The organism is Dietzia sp. 111N12-1 (genome assembly GCF_001658045.1).
Lineage (GTDB): Bacteria > Actinomycetota > Actinomycetes > Mycobacteriales > Mycobacteriaceae > Dietzia > Dietzia kunjamensis.
In genome coordinates this window covers 13,109-29,399 of record NZ_LSSV01000020.1, presented here as the reverse complement: position 1 = coordinate 29,399, position 16,291 = coordinate 13,109, and the positions used below count along the sequence as shown (strand labels likewise).

16 protein-coding genes are annotated in these 16,291 nt (G+C 71.2%); 8 read left to right on the top strand and 8 right to left on the bottom strand.

Going from position 1 to position 16,291, the window contains the following annotated elements; translation table 11 throughout:
* Nucleotide 1: 1 nt before the first annotated feature.
* Entirely contained in the window at nt 2-589 is a 588-nt protein-coding gene (locus AYO52_RS03045; RefSeq protein WP_067713014.1) for a dihydrofolate reductase family protein, read from the bottom strand.
* A 116-nt stretch (nt 590-705) separates the two neighbouring features.
* Between AYO52_RS03045 and AYO52_RS03040 the strand changes: the two genes are divergently transcribed.
* The 3 genes from AYO52_RS03040 (at nt 706) to AYO52_RS03030 (ending at nt 3,834) form a co-directional block, all read left to right on the top strand.
* Complete coding sequence (locus AYO52_RS03040; protein WP_067713012.1) at nt 706-1,200, top strand: glutathione peroxidase; 495 nt, start codon at nt 706-708, stop codon at nt 1,198-1,200.
* A gap of 81 nt (nt 1,201-1,281) precedes the next feature.
* A complete protein-coding gene (locus AYO52_RS03035) occupies nt 1,282-2,568 on the top strand; it encodes an alpha/beta hydrolase family protein (RefSeq protein WP_067713009.1) in 1,287 nt (428 codons plus the stop codon).
* A gap of 93 nt (nt 2,569-2,661) precedes the next feature.
* Complete coding sequence (locus AYO52_RS03030; RefSeq protein ID WP_067713006.1) at nt 2,662-3,834, top strand: alpha/beta hydrolase family protein; 1,173 nt, start codon at nt 2,662-2,664, stop codon at nt 3,832-3,834.
* Nucleotides 3,835-3,954: 120 nt separating this feature from the next.
* Here AYO52_RS03030 and AYO52_RS03025 read toward each other — a convergent pair whose 3' ends face one another.
* A complete protein-coding gene (locus AYO52_RS03025; RefSeq protein ID WP_067713159.1) occupies nt 3,955-5,184 on the bottom strand; it encodes a pyridoxal phosphate-dependent aminotransferase in 1,230 nt (409 codons plus the stop codon).
* 95 nt (nt 5,185-5,279) lie between these two features.
* On the opposite strand from AYO52_RS03025, the gene AYO52_RS03020 reads away from it, so the two are divergent.
* The 3 genes from AYO52_RS03020 (at nt 5,280) to AYO52_RS03010 (ending at nt 9,288) form a co-directional block, all read left to right on the top strand.
* Nucleotides 5,280-6,842 carry a PLP-dependent aminotransferase family protein gene (locus AYO52_RS03020; protein WP_067713004.1) on the top strand — a complete coding sequence of 521 codons (1,563 nt, stop codon included), beginning with the start codon at nt 5,280-5,282 and terminating at the stop codon, nt 6,840-6,842.
* Nucleotides 6,843-6,879: 37 nt separating this feature from the next.
* Entirely contained in the window at nt 6,880-7,707 is an 828-nt protein-coding gene (locus tag AYO52_RS03015) for a mycofactocin-coupled SDR family oxidoreductase (protein ID WP_067713001.1), read from the top strand.
* Nucleotides 7,708-7,824: 117 nt separating this feature from the next.
* Entirely contained in the window at nt 7,825-9,288 is a 1,464-nt protein-coding gene (locus tag AYO52_RS03010) for an FAD-dependent oxidoreductase (RefSeq protein WP_082923727.1), read from the top strand.
* Between the two features lie 117 nt (nt 9,289-9,405).
* Here the strand turns inward: AYO52_RS03010 and AYO52_RS03005 are convergent, their stop codons facing one another.
* Nucleotides 9,406-9,714, bottom strand: a complete 309-nt coding sequence (locus AYO52_RS03005) for a fasciclin domain-containing protein (RefSeq protein WP_067712999.1) — start codon at nt 9,712-9,714, stop codon at nt 9,406-9,408.
* A 2-nt stretch (nt 9,715-9,716) separates the two neighbouring features.
* Between AYO52_RS03005 and AYO52_RS03000 the strand changes: the two genes are divergently transcribed.
* On the top strand, nt 9,717-10,124 hold the full coding sequence (locus AYO52_RS03000) for a cupin domain-containing protein (protein WP_067712996.1): 408 nt from the start codon (nt 9,717-9,719) through the stop codon (nt 10,122-10,124).
* 118 nt (nt 10,125-10,242) lie between these two features.
* On the top strand, nt 10,243-11,499 hold the full coding sequence (locus AYO52_RS02995) for a glutaminase (RefSeq protein WP_067712993.1): 1,257 nt from the start codon (nt 10,243-10,245) through the stop codon (nt 11,497-11,499).
* Nucleotides 11,500-11,544: 45 nt separating this feature from the next.
* Here the strand turns inward: AYO52_RS02995 and AYO52_RS02990 are convergent, their stop codons facing one another.
* The 5 genes from AYO52_RS02990 to AYO52_RS02970 form a co-directional block, all read right to left on the bottom strand.
* A complete protein-coding gene (locus AYO52_RS02990) occupies nt 11,545-13,098 on the bottom strand; it encodes an NAD(P)/FAD-dependent oxidoreductase (protein WP_067712990.1) in 1,554 nt (517 codons plus the stop codon).
* Entirely contained in the window at nt 13,095-14,024 is a 930-nt protein-coding gene (locus tag AYO52_RS02985) for a patatin-like phospholipase family protein (RefSeq protein WP_067712987.1), read from the bottom strand. The genes AYO52_RS02990 and AYO52_RS02985 overlap by 4 nt, the downstream gene beginning before the upstream one ends.
* Before the next feature lie 57 nt (nt 14,025-14,081).
* Nucleotides 14,082-14,519 carry a nitroreductase family deazaflavin-dependent oxidoreductase gene (locus AYO52_RS02980; protein WP_067712984.1) on the bottom strand — a complete coding sequence of 146 codons (438 nt, stop codon included), beginning with the start codon at nt 14,517-14,519 and terminating at the stop codon, nt 14,082-14,084.
* 74 nt (nt 14,520-14,593) lie between these two features.
* Entirely contained in the window at nt 14,594-15,817 is a 1,224-nt protein-coding gene (locus AYO52_RS02975; protein WP_067712981.1) for an alpha/beta hydrolase, read from the bottom strand.
* Nucleotide 15,818: 1 nt separating this feature from the next.
* Nucleotides 15,819-16,253, bottom strand: a complete 435-nt coding sequence (locus AYO52_RS02970) for a pyrimidine dimer DNA glycosylase/endonuclease V (protein WP_067712978.1) — start codon at nt 16,251-16,253, stop codon at nt 15,819-15,821.
* Between the last annotated feature and the right edge of the window lie 38 nt (nt 16,254-16,291).

The window sequence follows — 16,291 nt, the reverse complement described above, 5'->3', positions numbered from 1 at the left end:
CTCAGACGCCCGGGTCGAATCCGCCGACGTCGTAGATCAGCTTCTGCACACCATTGGAATACGCCTGGCTCTCGACCAACTCCAGCTTCTGCCGGGGCTTGTCGGTGTCGCTCCACATGCGCTTGCCGGCGCCGAGGACGAACGGGAACACCAACAGGTGATAGCGGTCGATGAGCCCGGCGTCGGAGAGGTTCCGGGCCAGCGTCGCCGACCCGTGCACGAGGATCGGCGCCGGTTCGGCCTCCTTCACCGCGGCCACCTCGTCGAGGTTGCGCAGGATCGTCGTCGTCCCCCATCCCTCGACGAGGTCACCCTCGGCCAACGTCGTGGACACCACGTACTTGGGCATGGCGTTGTAGCGGGGGAACTCGTCGTCCATCTGCGGCCACACGGCGGAGAACGCCTGGTAGCTGACGCGGCCGAGCAGCATCGCGCCGGCCTCGTCCTGCTCGCGTGCCTTGATCGAGTAGACGTCCTCGTCGAAGTCGACGGCGAACGTCCAGCCGGTGTTGCGGTAGCCGGGCTCGCCGCCCGGGGCCTCGACGACGCCGTCGAGCGAGACGAAGGCGGTGTAGATGACGTGACTCACGGGCGGACTTCTCACGCGCGGGTCTGCCAGAGTACGCCCGCACGCGGCGCCTGAATACGGTCACAATGGCGTCGAGGGCCGGCCGACCGGGGTCGGGACGACGACGAGGAGTGCCCATGCGCCACGACCAGACCACTCTCGCGGATTTCCGGGCGAGCCTGCTCGACGGGAGCGGGAAGGACTTGTCCGACTACGCCGGGCAGGTCGTCCTGGTGGTCAACACCGCGAGCAAGTGTGGGTTCACGCCGCAGTACAAGGGGTTGCAGAAGCTGTACGAGGAGTTTCGCGACGAGGGCTTCGTGGTGCTCGGGTTCCCGTGTGACCAGTTCGCGCACCAGGAGCCGGGCTCCGACGAGGAGATCGGCGCGTTCTGCGAGCGCAACTTCGGCGTGGAGTTCCCGCTGTTCTCCAAGGTCGAGGTCAACGGCTCGGATGCTCACCCGCTCTATGAGTGGCTCAAGTCCGAGAAGTCCGGGGTGCTCGGCGGCCGGATCAAGTGGAATTTCACCAAGTTCCTCGTGGGCCGCGACGGCCACGTGATCGACAGGTTCGGACCCAACCGGAAGCCCGAGGACCTGCGCGAGGCGGTCGAGGCGGCACTGCGGGGGTAGCGACTCGCACGGCGCGAGTAACGATTTCAGCTGAGAACGGATTAAGCTCCGTAAGTCACTACTCACAACATATGGAGCTTCATGTCCTTCGGACTCCGCCGCGCCGCGGCCGCGACCGCCGGCGCACTCGCCGTCGCCCTGACCCTCGGGTCGGCCACTCCCGCTTTCGCCCAGACCGCCAGCATCGACCCCTCGACGCTCATCGACCCGTCGGCGCTCGGCCAGGAGGACTTCGAGGCGATCATCGACGCCGTCGGCTCCGTGCCGATCGGCTCGGCCGCAGGGATTCTCGGGTCGGTCGGCTCGGCCGACGTCCCACTCGGGGAAGGGTCCTCGGAAACCGTCGGCACGCCCACTCCGGTCGACGAGTCGATCACCAAGACGGAGTTTCGTGGAATCGAGCGCTACCGCGCCGATAAGGCCGGGAACGATCAGGCGTACGAGTACTGGACCATCGCCTCGAAGGCAATGCAGCGTGAGATCACCGTCGAGGTCGTCCCCTCGCGCGGCACGGGCGAGGCGCCCGTCCTCTACATGCTCGACGGCGTGGGTGCGCCGATCAGCAGCACCGGCTGGGCTCACCAGGCGTACATCGCTGATCGGATGGAGGACGAGAACGTTCACGTGGTGAACCCGGCGGGTGCCTACGCCTCGTACTACACCGACTGGGAGGAGATCGACCCGGTCTTGGGCAACAACAAGTGGGAGACGTTCCTCACCGAGGAACTGCCGGCGATCGTCGATGAGCGGCTCAACACGAATGACAAGGCAGCCGTCGGCGGCATCTCCATGGGCGCTCAGGCGGCCATGCATCTTGCGGCTACACACCCTGATGTCTACGACGCCGTGATGTCTTTCAGTGGCTTCTACTCGACCATGGACGCCCTCGGGTACCAGACCGTGCGGCTTTCCGTTGAGACTCGCGGTGGAGACGTCGAGAACATGTGGGGCCCGCACCGCAGCGCGCGGTGGGCGGAGAACGACACCATCTCGCACCCGGAGGGCCTGCGTGGCAAGGCTGTGTACTTCTCGGCCGGCAACGCCGAGATCGGTCCCGATGACGTCAAGCAGTACGGTGCCAACTACCAGGACCTGATAATCGGGTTGGTGCTGGAGATGGGCGTGTACGAGAACTCGAAGGCCTTCGAGAAGGCACTCGATCGTGCCGGGATCGAGCACAAGGTGGACTTCGCCGACACCGGCCTGCACAACTGGCCGAACTTCCTCAAGAACTTCGAGTCCGGATGGGACTACATCAAGCCCGCCTTGTACGGCGGAGACGTCGAGCCCGGAACGGGCACCCCGGGTGCATCCGGCTCAGCCGGTTCCTCCGGCTCGGCCGGGTCCCTGGGCTCGTCCGGAGCCTGATTCATCATCTGAGAAGCGGTCCTGCGCCCTCCCTCACCGGGGCGCAGGGCCGCTTCTGCATCGTCTGATCAGATTCGCAATGAAGGGCACCCGATGAACATCCGCCACCGCACCACCGCCACCGCTCTCGCGGCCATCCTGTCCCTGGGATTCGCCGCGCCCGCCTCCGCCCAGATCGGCGGCGATATCGACACCTCGTCCCTGGGACTCGAGGAGGTCGAGCTGATCGGGTCGGCGGCCGGGTCCCTTCCGTTGGGCTCGACACTCGGGTCGCTCGGGTCGGCCGGTTCCACCAACATCCCGCTCGGTGGCACCGGGTCCTACGTGGAACTCCCCAACCCACCGCGACCGCGCGATGAGTCGATCGACTCGGTCGAACTCCGCGCCATCACTCAGCACGGAGAGTACGAGCACTGGCTCGTCACGTCCGCTGCCATGCAGCGCGAGATCGTGCTCGAGGTGCTCCCGTCCCGCGTGACGGACGAGGGTCCGGCGCCCGTGTTGTATCTCCTCGACGGGGTCGACTCGGTCGAAGGTAACTCGGGCTGGAAGCGGGCCGGGAACATGCCCGCGCGCATGGCCGAGGAGAACGTCCACCTGGTGACACCTACGGGAGGCCCCTCCTCGTATTGGTCCGATTGGCAGAGCGAGGACGAGGTCTTCGGCTACAACAAGTGGGAGACGTTCCTCACCGAGGAGCTGCCCGGCCTCGTCGAGGCGGAGCTCGCGACCCGGGGTACGAAGCACAACGGCAAGAACGGTATCGCCGGCGCGTCGATGGGTGCGCAGGCGGCAATGCATCTAGCGGCCACGTACCCGGGGCTGTACGACGGCGTCATGGCGCTCTCCGGCTACTACTCGACCACCGATGAGCTGGGCTACCAGTCGGTCCGTGGCTCGGTGGATGGGCGCGGCGGCGATTCCGCCAACATGTGGGGCCCGCGCGGAAGCGATCTGTGGAAGTACCACGACACGATCTCCCACCCGGAGGGTCTCGAGGGCACCGCGGTGTACTTCGCGACCGGGGGCACGGCGGTGTCCGAAGGGGATCTCCGGAACTACGGCGACGACTACTTCGCCATGCTGCAGGGCCTGGTGCTGGAGAAGGGGGTCATCGAGGGGGCCAGGAGCTTCTCCCGCGAACTCGACCGCCGCGGCATCGCGCATCGCGTGGACTACGGCGACGAGGGTCTCCACGGGTGGCAGACGTTCGTCGACTACATCACGCCCGGTTGGAACCACATCAAGCCTGCGCTGCAGAACTGAGCGACGGCGGGAATCCCCCGCGCACGCCCGTCGAGAAGACAGTTCCGCACACCCGCCTCTCGCGCGACGTGTGCGGAACTGTCTTTTCGATGGAGTCGACGGGGTCGATGCGGCGGCTGGTCAGGCCGCGGCCAGCCGAAGGCGGTCGAGGTGCCGGGCGATCGCGTCGAGCGCCCGGTCGAGCACCGGCGCCTCCGGCAGGCACACGATGCGGAAATGGTCGGGTTCGGGCCAGTTGAAGCCGGTGCCGTGGGTGACCAGCACGTGCTCGGAGCGAAGGAGGTCCAGGGCGAACTGCTCGTCGCTGGAGATGCCGAACATCTCGCGGTCGAGACGCGGGAAGCAGTACAGCGCGCCCCGCGGCGCCACGCAGCTCACGCCGGGGATGGCGTTGAGGCGCTCGGTGGTCCGGGCCAGCTGCCGTTCGAGCCGGCCGTCCGGGTCCACCACGTCGTGGCCCCACGGTGAGTTCTCGGCCAGGGCGACGGGGATCGCGTGCTGTGCGGGGACGCCGGGGCAGACCCGCATGTTGGACAGCAGGGTCAGTCCCTCCAGCAGGTCGGCGGCGTGGGCGATCGGGCCGGTCGCGACCACCCAGCCGGCCCGGTATCCGCACACCCTGTACGCCTTGGACAGCCCGCCGAAGGTCAGGCACAGCACGTCCTCGCCGGCCGCCCGCGCGGCGTGGTGGTGGCGGGCGTCGCCGAAGAGGACCTTCTCGTAGATCTCGTCGGACAGCAGGACGAGCCCGTGGCGGCGCGCGATGTCGGCCATCCCCCGGACGGTGTCCTCGCTGTACACCGCGCCTGTGGGGTTGTTGGGGTTGATCATCACCAGGGCGGTGGTCCGCGGGGTGACCCGGGATTCGATGTCCTCGAGCGACGGGTTCCACCCGTCGGACTCGTCGGCGAGGTAGTGGACGGGCACGCCCCCGGTGAGGTTCACGGCGCCCGTCCAGGTCGGGTAGTCGGGGGCGGGGACCAGGATCTCGTCGCCGGGGTCGACCATGGCCTGCAGGACCAGCGTGATGAGTTCGCTCACGCCGTTGCCGAGGAAGACGTTCTCGGGCGAGACGCCACCGATCCCGTGTCGGCGGTAGTAGTCCGCCACGGCCTCGCGGGCGGTGGGGATGCCGCGGGAGTCGGAGTAGGCCTGCCCGGCGGCGAGTCCCGCCGCCACCGCGTCGACGAGCTCCGGCCGGGCGGTGAGCCCGAAGGGGTGCATGTTGCCCAGGTTGAGTCGCAGGATGTCGTGTCCCTCGGCCTCGAGGCGCATCGCCTCGGTGAGGATCGGGCCACGCACGTCGTAGCGCACGTCGCGGAGTCGTCGGGACTGGCGGTAGGTCGGCATGGGACCCATCCCACCCCGAAAGTGGCGCCCTCGGGAGGTCCATTTCGCGCAGATGCGTGAGACCACTTTGCGGTGTCGTGGCCTACGCTCACCCCATGGCCCGTACCGCACGCCCCGGATCCCTGGTGGTGGGGCGGGTGTCGGGGGCTGCGGAGCTGGCGGACGCGATCATCGACCTGGTCGCCGGCGGATCCGTGGCCGACGGCGACCGGTTGCCCTCCACACGCGCGCTCGCCGAGCAGACCGGACTCTCCCGCGGGACCGTGGTCCGCGCGTTCGATGAACTGTCGGCGGCCGGCTTCGTCGTCTCCACCCAGGGGTCGGGCACCCGGGTCGCCGCCGGAGCCGGTCAGGCTGCACGGGCCGGGGCGCGGACGCGCGGAATCAGCCGAACCTCGTCGTCGTCGCCACTCATGCGGCAGGGCACCCGCACCTCGTCACCGGAGGTTCCGGCGGCGACCACTGCGTCACCCGCGCCCGCGCCCCCGGCGCCGGCTCCGCCCGCACCGCGCCGCGGCCGGTCGCCGCGCGATCTCCGTCCCGGGATCCCCGATGCCTCCCTCATCGACGATCGTGCCTGGCGGTCGGCGGTGCGCGCCGCCGCGGCGCAGGGTCTGGCGGGCCTGAACCCGTGGGAGGAGCCGAGCCCGGCGTTGCGCGTGGCGGTGGCCGATCACCTCCGCCGTCATCGGGGGATCGCCGCGGGCGACCCGGTGCTGTTCGACAGCTCGCGGTCGGCGATCGCGGCCCTGTGCGCGGCGTTCGCCGCCGGGCAGCAGGGACCGGCCGGGGGCGGAGCCGTGCGGTTCCACACGGAGGACCCCGGGTACCGCGGCGCGGTGCTCATGGCCCGCGAGCAGGGCCTGGAGGTGCGGTTTCATCCGGCGGAGCCCGGCGGCCTCGACGCGGCGCGGCTGGGGTCGGAGCCGGCGATCGTCTTCACCACGCCCGCGCACCAGTTCCCGCTGGGGCACCGCATGAGTGTGGACCGCCGGGTCGCGCTCGTGGAGTGGGCGCGTCGGACCGGGTCGCTGGTGATCGAGGACGACTACGACGGCGAATTCCGCTACGGCGTCGCCCCCCTGCCCGCGCTGGTCAGCCTCCCCGCCGCCACCGATCACGTCGCCTACGTGGGCACCTCCTCCAAATCCGTGGCCCCGGACTTGCGCGTGGCGTGGTGCCTGCCGCCGACGGCGATGCGCCGCGACGTCGAGCGCTGGCTCGCGGTGCACCGGCGGGGCCCGTCGACGCTGCCCGCCGAGGCGCTGGCCGCGTTCATCACCTCGGGCGCGATGGACCGGCACCTGGCGCGGGCGGCCCGCGTGTACAGCGACCGCCGTTCCCGGCTGGTGGCGGCGCTGCGCCGGGAACGCCCGGACCTCGAGGTCACGGGCGTGGAGGCGGGCCTGCACCTGTGCGTGGTGCTACCCGGATATGACGACGACGAGGTGGTGCGCGAGCTCGAGCGGGCCGGGTGGCGCACGCGGTCGCTCAGCGGGCAGTCCGCGCAGCACGCGGTGTCCGGCCTGGTGCTGAGCTACGCGCGGCTCTCCTCGCGCGACGCGGCCGACTTCGCGGTGGAGCTCCGACGGGTGCTGGAGCGGCTCGGATCGGGAGGAACGCCGACCACTCGGACCCCGACGGTGCTTGAATCCTGACGGTAGTCAACTCATCGCATCGGAAAGCGGTTCACACATGGGTCAGGAACAGTCACTGGCGGGCAGGGTCGCCTTCATCACCGGCGCGGCGAGGGGGCAGGGGCGCAGTCACGCCGTGGAGCTCGCCCGGCGGGGGGCGCGGATCCTCGCGCTCGACATCTGCAAGGACATCGATACCGTCCCCTACGGGCTGGCAACCGCCGACGACCTGCAGCAGACGGTCGCCGAGGTCGAGGCGGTCGGCGGGGAGATCGTCGCGGTGACGGGCGACGTGCGCGAGCCGGCGGACGTCGCGGCGGCGGTCGACGCCTGCCGGGAGCGGTTCGGCGTCCCGGACATCGTGGTGGCCAACGCGGGGATCAACTCCCAGCGAGGCGAGGAGCCGGATGCCCAGCAGGCGTTCCTGGACACCATCATGGTGAACCTCGTGGGGGTGTGGAACACGGTCCACGCGATCGCCCCGCTGATGATCGAGCGCGGCGAGGGCGGGTCGATCGTCCTCATCTCGTCGACCAACGGCTTGTCCGGGCGGGGAGGCGACGGGTCAGGCGCGGCCACGGGGTACACCGCCAGCAAGCACGGGGTGGTGGGGCTCATGCGCAGCTTCATGATCTGGCTCGCGCCGCACAACATCCGCATCAACACGATCCACCCGGCCGGCGTCCTGACGGCGATGGTGGCGCACGACGAGATGGCCAGGTGGTTCGCGAACAACCCCGAGGGCCACACGATGGGCAACGCCCTGCCCGTGCCGATGCTCGAGCCCATCGACATCTCGCGGGCCGTGCTCTACCTGGTGGAGGAGTCGGGTCGTCACATCACCGGCGTCGCCCTGCCGGTGGACGCCGGGTTCACGGCGAAGTAGCCCGGCCGGCCGCCGGTGGGGAGACCGGCGGCCGGAGGAGCGGATGCGAGGCGACGTGACCGGTCTTACAGTGAGCGCCAGCGACATCCCCGGCGAGCACCCTCCAGGAGACGCACGATGGGCACTTCATTCTGGCGACGCACGACGATCAATCCCCCGGCGGCCGAGTTCCCGGGCGGCGAGCACGTCGACCTGGTGATCGCGGGTGCCGGGTTCACCGGGCTGATCACGGCATTGATGGCCGCCGCGCGCGGCAAGTCGGTCGTGGTCCTGGAGGCGCACACGGTGGGTGCGGGGGCCAGCGGTGCGACCACTGCCAAGGTCTCGGTCCTGCAGGGCACCCGGCTGTCGAGCATCCGCTCCAAGCACGGGTTGGAGACGGCGCGCGCGTACGCCGACGCCAACCGGTACGGACTCGACTGGTGGGCCGAGTTCTGCGAGGCCCACGGCGTCGACTCCCAGCGTCGGCGTGCGGTGACGTTCTCCAAGGGGCGGATGGGCACGTCGACCCTGCGCAAGGAGATGAAGACCCTCGTCGACCTGGGTCTGCCCGCCCGCTGGTACGACCGCGTGGACGTGCCGTTCCCGGCCCGGTCCGCCGTGGAGCTGCCGGATCAGATGCAGATCGACCCGGTGGAGGCGCTCGCGGCGCTGGCCCGCGCGGCCACGGCCCTCGGCGTGCGGATCGTGGAGCACGCCCGTGTCACCGGACTCACAGCGCAGGGGACCGGGGAGGACGCGTTCGTCAAGGTCACCGCGCATCCGGGCACGATGACCGCCCGCGACGTCGTGCTGGCGACCGCGTCCCCGGCCCTGGACCGCGGCCCGACCGTGGCGACGATGGAACCCGAGCGGTCCTACCTCTGCGCGTTCGAGTACTCCGGAGGCCTGCCGGAGGGGATGTACGGCTCGGTCGAGAGCCCGGTCCGCTCGCTGCGGACGGTGCCCTCGCCCGGCGGTGAGGTGCTGTTCGTCGGCGGCAACGGGCACCGCACCGGCACCGCCACGGGGACCGCGTCCAAGATCGACTCGCTGCGGGAGTACGCGGAGAAGTACTTCCCCGGCGCGACGATGACCCACGGCTGGTCCGCGCAGGACTTCCACCCGGTGACGATGCTGCCCAAGTCCGGGCCCCTGCCATGGGGTAAGGGGCGCGTGCACTTCGCGGGCGGCTACAGCAAGTGGGGCCTCACGGGCGCGCCGGCGGCGGCCGGGATCATGGTCGATCGGCTCGAGGGCGTGGACCCGCGGGTGTCGTTCGGCAAGCCCAGCATCACGGGCATCGCGAAGAACGCCGTCCCACTGTTCGCGGACGTGCCCGTCCAGCTCGCGGCGACCGCGGCGCAGGCGATCGTGCGCAAGCCACGGCCGAGTATCCGACCGATCGGGGAGGCGACGGGCGACGACGGCGAGACCTGCCGCGTCGGCCTGCTGTGCCCCCACATGGGAGCCGCGCTGACGTGGAACGACGTGGAGCGGTCGTGGGACTGCCCCTGGCACGGGTCCCGCTTCTCGGCGTGTGGCGAGCTCATCGAGGGCCCGGCCACCAGTGACCTCAAGAGGTACGACACGCCCCGCTGACCCGACCGGCTGGCGCGCGCAGCTGACACGTCCAGCTTGCACGTCCGCCTGACACGAGCCGCGCCCCGGCCGGTCGGGGAAGGACCGGGTCGGGGCGCAGCGAGTGTCACCGGCCGGTCAGGCGGGCGGCATCAGGACTCCGTCGAGGACGTGGATGACGCCGTTGGTGGCGTCCACGTCGGTCTGGACGACGTTGATGCGGGTGCCGTTCCCATCGACGAGGGCGACGTTCTCGCCCTGCGCAGGGGGTACGTGAACCCTCGTGGCCTGATCGTTGTGGCCCCGTGACGGGATGGGGACATGTCGCCCGGGCCGCGCCTCGGGAGGATGCCCTTGCTTGCGAGCGTCCCGGGAGTCGTCGAAACTCGAGACGGAACGCTGGCCGCCGGCCACCGCGTACACCCGTTTACGAAGAAGCAGGAGCATCGATGAGCCCCACCGATCAGGGTCCGAACCCGTTCGTCGTCGACATCGAGGACGCCACCCTCGCCAACGACAACTACCGCACCACGCTGTGGACGGGATCGCACATGCAGCTCACCGTCATGAGCATCAAGCCCGGGGACGACATCGGTCTCGAGGTCCACGACGACCACGACCAGTTCCTGCGCGTCGAGGCCGGGAAGGGTCGGGTCGAGATGGGCCCCGCGAAGGATCAGCTCGACTTCGTGCGCGAGGTCTCCGACGACTGGGTCATCCTCGTGCCCGCCGGGAGCTGGCACAACGTCACCAACATCGGTGAGGACGACCTCAAGGTGTACTCGCTGTACGGTCCGCCGGAGCACGAGCACGGGACCGTCCACCCGACCAAGGCGGACGACCATCACGACCACTGACCACGGCTACTGACCACGAGCGCTGACGACGATCGTGACCGCGACCGGTTCGCGGTGCCGGAGGGGCCGGGGCGGTGCACACGCCGCCCCGGGCCCTCCGGCATGACACGCTGGTGGCGTGAAGACGCCGGTACCTGACTATCTGCTCGAGATCCGCGACGCCTGCTCGAACGGTGACGCCGGCCGGCTCGCCGACTACATCCCCGAACTCGCGGCCGTGGACCCCGATCGGTTCGCGGTGGCCGCCTGCACGATGGACGGCATCGTCTACACCGCCGGCGACGCGGACGCCGAGTTCACCATCCAGTCGATGAGCAAGCCGTTCGTCTACGCGCTCGCGCTGCGGGACCGGGGAATCGAGGCGGTCCTGGAGAAGGTCGAGGTGGAGCCGTCCGGGGACGCGTTCAACCAGATCTCACTGGACCGCGAGACGGGCCGGCCGCGCAACCCGATGATCAACATCGGGGCCATCACCACGCACACGCTGGTGAGCGAGCCCGACGCGACCCAGGACGACCGCGACGAGGCGGTGCGGCAGGGGTTGTCCGCCTTCGCGGGCCGCGAGCTCGGAGTGGACGACGCCGTGCTCGACTCCGAGCTGCGCACGGCGTTCCGCAACCGGGCCATGGCCAACCTTGTGCGCGCGGGCGGGATCATCGCGAACCACCCGGATGAGGTGGTGCGCGGCTACACCCGGCAGTGCGCCTACCGGGTGACCGTGCGCGACCTGGCGGTGATGGCGGTGACGCTGGCGACGGGCGGCATCAACCCGGTCACCAAGGAACGCGTGGTGTCGGCGCCGGTCGCCCGGCAGGTGCTCGCCGTGATGGCCACCTGCGGCATGTACGACGCCGCCGGGGACTGGATGTCCACCGTGGGGATCCCCGCCAAGAGCGGGGTGTCGGGCGGGATCTTCGGTGCCCTGCCCGGGCAGGTCGGGCTCGGGGTGTTCTCCCCACGACTCGACGAGCACGGCCACAGCGTGGAGGGTGTGCGCACCTTCGAGCGGCTGTCCCACGACCTCGAGTTGCACCTGATGAACACCACCGTCACGGACGTGGAGGCCGTCCGCTCGGTGCGGTTCGACGAGATCTCCGGGCGCCGCACCTTCCGGCTGCAGGGCCCCATGACGTTCGCCAGCGCCGAACAGGTCCTGCGACGCCTCGCCGAGATCCCCGAGGGGCCGAGCGAGGTGACCCTGGACCTCAGCCGCGTGTCCTCGGTCAACGCCAGCGCGCGCCGGATGCTGCTCGAGGCGATGACGCGGTTGTCGGCGGACGGCCACGTCGTCGGTCTGGCCGACCCGGGCCGGCGCCTCCCCCGACCGGACCTGGGCGACGGGACCCGGCCGGTCAACCGGCGGGCGGCCCGCTAGCTAGCCCGGGCGCGCCAGCCCGGCGCACCCAGCGGCACCGGGCACTCAGCCCACCCGGAAGTGCGAGTGGTCCGGTTCCCTCATGAGCTCGGCCAGTCGCGCCCGGTCGAAGGGGAACAGGTCGATCGTGCCGCCGTCGTGGAAGTACCAGGAGTGGCAGCCGGTGTTCCAGACCGTCGGCCCCATCGCCCCGGCGACGTCATCGTTGAACTCGGCGGTCGCCTCCTCGGTCACCTCCACCGACCGGATCGCGCCGTCGCGGAGGAGTTCGAGCCAGTGGGCGATGTACCGGGCGGTGAGTTCGGCGGTGTGCTGCAGTGAGATCGAGCCGGTGGGGGAGTTGGGGCCCAGCACGGTGAACGCGTTCGGGAAGCCCGGGATGGCGGTCATCCGGTAGGCGCGCGGGCCGTCGGCCCACTCGCGCTCGAGGGTGCGGCCGTCGCGTCCGACGACCTCCATGGGGCGCATGTAGTCGTGTGCGCGGAAGCCGGTCGCCAGCGCGATCACGTCGGCGGGACGCTCGGTGCCGTCCGCGGTGCGGATCCCGTCCGGGGTGACCTGCGCGATCGCGTCGGTGACGAGTTCGGCGTCGCTGCGCTGGATGGCGCGGTAGTACGTCCCCGAGACCACCTGCCGCTTGCACAGCGGCTCGTCGTCGGGCGTGAGCCGGGCGCGGAGGTCGGGGTCCCGGACCTGCGCCCGGAGGGAGAGCCGCGCGTAGGCCTGGACCGCGCGCCGCCGCCACGACGGTCTGGTGGTGATGTCGGCGAGGACGCCGGACCCCCACTGCAGCGCGGCGTACAGCGCGCGGTGGGCGGTGGGGAACCGCCGCAGTACCGAGCCGACGACGACGAGCTGGCGCATCCGCATCGGGGCCCACAGGATCCACTGGGGCGTGCGGGCGTAGTGCGTGACCGATCCCGCTTCACCGACGAGGGCGGACACCACCTGGACGCCGGTCGAGCCGGTCCCGAGGACGGCGACGCGGCGACCGGTCGTGTCGAGCCCGTCGGGCCAGCGCGCGGTGTGGACGACCTCCCCGCGGAAGTCCGCCAGTCCGGGGATGTCGGGGATCGCCGGGTGGTGCAGGACCCCTGTCGCGAACACGACGATGTCCGCGATGATGGTCTCGTCGCCGTCGCCGTCGTCGTCGTGACCGCGCCCGTCGGCGCTGTCGCCACCACCGCCACCGCCGCCCACGCCCCTGCCCCGGGCGGCGAGGGTCAGCTCCCACGTCGCGGTGCCCTCGTCCCAGCGGGCGGCGGCCACCTCGGTGTCGGTCCGGATGTGCCCGGCCAGGCCGAGGTCGTCGACGACCCGGCGGTGGTAGCGCTGGATCTGGGGACCGTCGGCCCACACGTGCGACCAGTCGGGTTTCGGCGCGAACCGGAACTGGTAGAGCTGGGAGGGCACGTCGCACGTCAGGCCCGGGTAGCGGTTCCAGTACCAGACCCCGCCGACGTCGGAGCCCTTCTCCAGCACGGTGACGTCGGTGAAGCCCCGCTCGCGGAAGACGTGCAGGGCGGTGATGCCGGCGACCCCGGCCCCGACGATCACCACGCGCGGCTGGCGCCACTCGCGCGATCGACCCGGACTCACACGTCGACCGCGTTGTCCGCCAGCGCGTCGCGGACGGTCTCCGGCGCGGTCACCATGGACGACTCGAACGCCGCCTCCCGTCGGGAGGCGTTCATGAAGTGGGCGCCCAGGCCGGCGAGGTCGACGACGGTGGGCAGGATCGGGACGACGGTCGTACCCCGGGCGCGGACGCTCGCGACCTCGTCGTGCAGCTGGGTGGACATCGGGCGGCGGATCAGCCGGTACTCGATCCCGCCGCCCCGGCCGGGGACGCGGACGCCGGGCGCCGAGGCCATCGGGGCGAGGACGAACACGAGGTCGGCGTCCTCCGGCCCGATCAGGTCCACGGACGCGGTGGAACCCATGCCGCCGTCGACGAAGATCCGGTCACCGACGGGCACCGGTGGCATCCACCCGGGGGTCGCCCAGGAGGCGCGCAACGCCTCGCCGACGGTGGCCATCGGCGAGCCCGGGGCGCCGAACAGGACGCGCTCCCCGGCGAGGACGTCGTAGGCGACGATCCGGGCACCGGTGTGGGGGAGCCAGGCGCCGACCTCGAAGCCCTCGGCCAGTCGCTGCAACCAGCTGGCGTCGCCGCGACCGGTGGGGGCGATACCGGTGAGGGCGCCCAGCCCGGACCGTGTGCGGAGCAGACCGGGGTTGAGCAGTGGGAGCCGGGGCAGCGGCGGCCGCCCGGGCGGGGTCGAGGCGATGTGTTCGCGCAGCCGCATGTCGCAGGCCTGCCCGCGCTGCATATCGACCAGTTCGTCGACCCCGATGCCGCCGGCGAGCATGGTCACCAGCTCGGCGCCCGCCGAGGTCCCCAGAAGGACGTCCGCCTCCCGGGGGTCGAATCCCGTCTGCTCGGTGAGCGCGTGGAGGGCGGCGATCATCCAGGCCCCGCCGATCGTGCCCCCGCATCCGAGGACGAGAGCGATTCGGCTCATCCGGCGCCCTCCTGGTGTATCGCGGAGTGTTCCGCTCTGGAATTCCCCGCGCTGAGCCTAATCGCGCGGCTCCAGGACGAACACCGGGATGGTCCGGTCGGTGTTCTGCTGGTAGTCGCGATAATCGGGGTACACGGCGACGGACCGCTCCCACCACCGGTCGCGCTCGGCGCCGCTGAGCTCGCGGGCCGTGTAGTCGCCGACCCGGTCCCTGTCGCGGACCTCCACGTGGGGATCGGCCTTCATGTTCCAGTACCAGACCGGGTGGGTGGGAGCGCCGCCCTGCGAGGCGACGGCCGCGTACGACCCCTCGTGCTCGACGCGCATCAGCGGGGTCTTGCGCAGCTTGCCGGACTTCCGGCCGACGGTGGTCACAATCACCACGGGGATGCCCGCGAGGTCACCGCCCTCCTCGCCGTCGGTCTGCTCGTACGTCTCGACCTGCGTCCGCACCCACTCGCTCGGGCTGGGTTCGTACTCGCCGGACAGTGGCATCGGGGCTCCTCGGTGATGGGGTTCCGTCGGCTGAGGGCGACACTACGCCCGCCAAGGCGTGCTTGCTGCCGACATCAGGCGAGTCGGTCGGTGAATCTCGAGACCGCGTCGACGACCGCCAAGTAGCGCCGCGAACGCACCGCGTCGAACCCGTGTTGGGCGCCGGGGAGCTCGGCGTAGACGACGGGGTTCGGCGACCCGGCGCGCAGGTGCCGTACGAGTCGGCGTGACCCCTTCACCGGCGTGTAGGTGTCGTGGGTGCCGTGGATGATCGCCACCGGCGGGGCGCCGGAGGCCGCGTGGCGCACGGGGTCGGAGACGTCCCGGGTCTCGAGGCCCAGCCGACCGTAGTAGCCGTACAACCCGATCGCGCCGGCGACCGTGGTGTCGGCGTCCTCGAATCCCGGCTGGAACCGGGGATCGTCCCCGGTCAGGGCGGTCATCATCGCGAGGTGTGCCCCGGCCGAGCTGCCCGCCACCACGATCGGCGCGTCGGCCCTGATCCCGTGCGCCGGGCCCTCGGTGCGGATCCACCGCAGGAGCCGCTTGACGTCGACCAGGTGCTGCGGGAATCCCGATTCCGGGGTCGGCGAGAGGTGGTAGGTGGTGCTGATCGCCGCCCACCCGCGCGCGGCGTGGTCGAACAGCATCTCCCGCGACTCCCGGCTCGGGCCGCCCGCCCGGAAGTGCCCACCGTGGATGTGGACGAGCACACCGCGGACGTCGCCGGCGCCACTGTCGCTGTTGCCGCCACTGCCGCTGCCACCACCGGCCCCAGACGATCCGGTACGGGTGTAGAGATCGAAGCGGTTGGCCTTCGGGTCCGGTCCGTAGACCATGCCCCGGCGGGCCCGCACCCCGCGCGGCGGCAGCGGCCACGGGCGGAACAGGACCCTCGGCCACGGCGTGCGGTGGAGGGCCGACGGGCTCGTCGTCGTCTCCCCGTCGCCCAGCCCCTCGCCCAGACCCTCGCCCAGCGCGCGGTCGAGGACGGCGGCCGCGGCGACGTGCCGCGACACCACCACACCCAGACCCGCCCAGGTCAGCGCGGCGATGCCGACCCCCACGCGATCGGGGGGACGCGCGCCCCGGCCGGACCGGCCGGCCAGCGCGGGCGCGGTCGCAGCCCCGACCAGCGCTCCGACGTGCAGCGGGAGTTCCTGCGCGGGCAGGCTCCACACCCACCCGGCGGTCGCGGCGACGAACGGTCGGCGGATCGGCCACAACGCCAGCGCCGTGGAGACCGCGGCGGGGGCGAGGCGCACGGGCAGGGGCACGTGAGCGAACGGTCTCGGCATGTCAGGCCTCCGGTAGGGGTGCGCGTTCCCAGGCGGCCACCGGCCCCGGGACGAGGTCGAACATCGGGTGCGGGCGCGGTGAGACGAGTCGGTCCAGCCACGCGGGGTCGCGCTCGGCCACCTTGGCCCGCAGGTGTGCCCACTCCAGCGCGAGCTGCCCGTCGGTGAGCGGCAGGCGTTCGACCCCGGGCGGCAGGACGACGCGCGTGCGGTCGAAGCGGTAGCCGCGCGCATCGGCGGCGTCGGCGAGCCCGTGCAGCCAGGTGGCGACCCCCGCGACCGGGTCGGGGAGCGTGCGGAAACGCTCGAGTTGCGGATGACTGCGATAGCCCTTGGTCAGCCCGCGGAGTACCTTCTGGGCCAGGAGCCCCTCGCGCCACCCGGCGACCAGCGCGGCGCGGTCGAGCAGGACGGGATCGATGCTCCACAGGCGCACGCGGCGAGTATAGGTGCGGGCGGGGCGCCGACGAGGTG